The organism is Mycobacterium sp. (assembly GCF_052143115.1).
Classification (GTDB): Bacteria; Actinomycetota; Actinomycetes; order Mycobacteriales; family Mycobacteriaceae; genus Mycobacterium.
In genome coordinates this window covers 1-2,593 of sequence record NZ_JBKQTQ010000244.1, presented here as the reverse complement: position 1 = coordinate 2,593, position 2,593 = coordinate 1, and the positions used below count along the sequence as shown (strand labels likewise).

The 2,593-nt window shown below is 65.0% G+C and carries 4 protein-coding genes; 1 reads left to right on the top strand and 3 read right to left on the bottom strand.

What is annotated here, in order from left to right; all coding sequences use genetic code 11:
• Nucleotides 1–2 precede the first annotated feature (2 nt).
• Nucleotides 3–785, top strand: a complete 783-nt coding sequence (locus ACLQI9_RS23950) for a VOC family protein (RefSeq protein ID WP_442392297.1) — start codon at nucleotides 3–5, stop codon at nucleotides 783–785.
• Nucleotides 786–876: 91 nt separating this feature from the next.
• Here ACLQI9_RS23950 and ACLQI9_RS23945 read toward each other — a convergent pair whose 3' ends face one another.
• From ACLQI9_RS23945 to ACLQI9_RS23935, 3 genes are all read right to left on the bottom strand, one after another.
• A complete protein-coding gene (locus ACLQI9_RS23945; RefSeq protein WP_324443822.1) occupies nucleotides 877–1,467 on the bottom strand; it encodes a TetR/AcrR family transcriptional regulator in 591 nt (196 codons plus the stop codon).
• Between the two features lie 6 nt (nucleotides 1,468–1,473).
• Nucleotides 1,474–2,172, bottom strand: coding sequence for a crotonase/enoyl-CoA hydratase family protein (locus ACLQI9_RS23940; RefSeq protein ID WP_324443820.1), 699 nt, complete (start codon nucleotides 2,170–2,172; stop codon nucleotides 1,474–1,476).
• Between the two features lie 173 nt (nucleotides 2,173–2,345).
• The coding region (locus ACLQI9_RS23935; RefSeq protein ID WP_442392296.1) for an SDR family oxidoreductase at nucleotides 2,346–2,593 on the bottom strand (248 nt) is incomplete at its 5' end.

The following is a 2,593-nucleotide window of genomic DNA, read 5'->3' as shown; positions in this document are numbered from 1 at the left end:
TCATGCCTAAGTTAAGCCAATACGCCCAGGGCACGCCGAACTGGGTCGACCTGCAAACCACCGATCAGTCCGCGGCTAAGCAGTTCTACGCATCGCTATTGGGCTGGAGTTACGACGACAACCCGATGCCTCAAGGCGGTGTGTACTCCATGGCCACGGTGAACGGAGAAACGGTGGCGGCGATCGCGCCGATGCCGCCGGGTGCACCAGAGGGCAGGCCACCGATGTGGAACACCTACATCGCGGTGGACGACGTCGATGCGGCGGTCGACAAGGTGGGACCCGCGGGTGGGCAGGTGCTGATGGCACCCGTCGATATCGGCGAAGCCGGCCGGATGGCCTTCGTCGCCGATCCGACCGGCCCGGCCGTGGGGCTGTGGCAGGCCAACCGCCACATCGGCGCGACGCTGGTCGGCGAGTCAGGCGCGCCTATCTGGAACGAATTGATCACGGACAAGCCGGAATCGGCGCTGGCCTTCTACGAGGCCGTGGTCGGCTTGACGCACTCCGCTGTGGAGATGGCACCAGGTCAGAAGTACACGCTGCTCAAGGTCGGTGGAAACGATGTCGGCGGTTGCACGGAACCGCCGATGCAAGGTGTGCCCAACCATTGGCACGTCTACTTCGCCGTCGACGATGCCGACGCCACAGCGACCAAGGCGACCGAGGGGGGCGGGCACGTCATGGCCGAGCCGTTCGACATCCCGTCGGTGGGCCGGTCGGCTGTCTTGACCGACCCGCAGGGCGCAGTGTTCAGCGTGCTGAAGCCGGCTCAGCAGATGTAGGGGTCAGTCCGCGACACGCGGTGAGTCTTCGTCCAGCCAAACGAGCTGCGGCCGAGGCCGCCGGGGGCTGAATCGTCGCCCGGCCGGAACTTCAGCGCGCAAAGCCCCGCAGAATCCCGGTCACCCCAACCTCCCAGCGCCGGTTCACCGACGCCTTCGACTTGCCCAGCCAGCGGCCACCCTCCTGAACCGCCAAACCCTGTGCCAGAGCAAGCAATACGTGCGCGATATCGACCGGGTCTCCGGTGAGCAGCCCGGTAACGATGCACCGCTTGATTCTGCTGACGAAGATCTCTCGCACCGACGGCGACGCCGCGAGTTCCTCGGGGCCGGGGTCGAAATCCTGGAAGGGTCGCGAGAACATCACCCGGGCCAGCGCCGGATAGTCAAGGCAGAACCGGCGGAACACCGGAATGAGCCGCTGCACGTCGGCGACCGCGTCGTCCGTCTCGGGCACGGCGAGCAGCCGGCGGCCAAGCATCCGGAATCCCTCGAAGAACACCGCGCGCACCAGCCCGGACTTGTCGCCGAACAACTCGTACACCGCGGGCACCGAGGTGCCGGCCTGCTCGGCCACCCGCCGGGTAGTGAACCCCGAAAGACCGTCCTGGTTCAATGTCGAGACCGCGACCCGCAGCACTCGATCGCGAAGCTCTGGGGTGCGCTGCTTCGGCCTGGGCATCCAGTTCTACTGGGCACCGAATTCGGCTGGCACTGCCTCTATTCCGGCGCGAAGCTCCTGGAGCGCATCGGCGCGGGCGCGCACCTTGCTGGCCGCATGTGCGCCCAGATTGAGCTTGGTGAATTCCAGGGCAGCCTCCTCGGCGCGACTGAGCACCGCCGCCGGTAGGTCCATCTCGTCGATAAACCCCGCGGCCAGGGCGATCTCGCCGAAGAACACCTTGGACAGCCCGACCGCCTGCTGATAAGCCGACGGCGTGAGACGCAGCTTCATGATCGCCACGGCCGCATACGGTAGGACTATTCCGATGGCGACCTCATTGGCCTGAATGTTGTATCCCGGTGCGGCGATTCGGTGATCGCCACTGCACAACAGGAATGCCCCCATCGCGATGGCCGGGCCGGTGCATGCCATGACCACCGGCTTCGGGTAAGACAGCAGCCGGTACGACAGTTCGAATCCGCCCCTGAACATGTCGATTGCCGGCTGCACCTCGCCGGCTTTCAAGATCTTGAGGTCAAACCCACCGCTGAACACCCGGTGATTGCCGGCGATTACCACCGCGCCGACGTCGTCGCGATCGGCGTTGTCGAGCGCCTCGTTGAGGGCCTGCAGCATGGTCGGCCCCAGCGCATTGACCTTCCCGTCGTCCATCGTGATCACCGCGATGGACTCGTCGCGACGATAGGTGACTGGTCCGCTCATGAGACTCCTTCGGCCGTAGTGCATTATTGTTTTGTATCGACGTTACGGAACAAGGTTACGAAATGCAAGAGACGATCTCAACCGCAGGGGTTGGCGCGGTGAGGCACCCCGTATGTGCTCAAGGGGAGAAGCTCGTTGCCAGGCCTGCCGACGGTTCACCAGCGCCAGTGGCGCTAGCTGCCCAACCGTCCAGGTTTCATGAATTCCGGCATCGCGTCATCCGGGTTCGGCGGGATCGATGATGCGGGCAGCCCCCACAGCTGCTGAATGGTCGCGCCGCCGTCGACGACGAGTGTCTGACCGGTGATGCGGGCAGCCAGCTCAGAGGAGAGGAACAACGCGGCGTTGGCGACATCATGGGCGCGGGGCGCGGCCAGCGGATTAATTCCATTGACGGCGTACTCGTGTGGCGGCTGGTCCT

Bases quoted from the DNA above. Each gene is read 5' to 3' on its own strand.
- ACLQI9_RS23950 (WP_442392297.1), top strand. From the start codon at position 3: ATGCCTAAGTTAAGCCAATACGCCCAGGGCACGCCGAACTGGGTCGAC.
- ACLQI9_RS23940 (WP_324443820.1), bottom strand. From the start codon at position 2,172: ATGAGCGGACCAGTCACCTATCGTCGCGACGAGTCCATCGCGGTGATC.
- ACLQI9_RS23945 (WP_324443822.1), bottom strand. From the start codon at position 1,467: ATGCCCAGGCCGAAGCAGCGCACCCCAGAGCTTCGCGATCGAGTGCTG.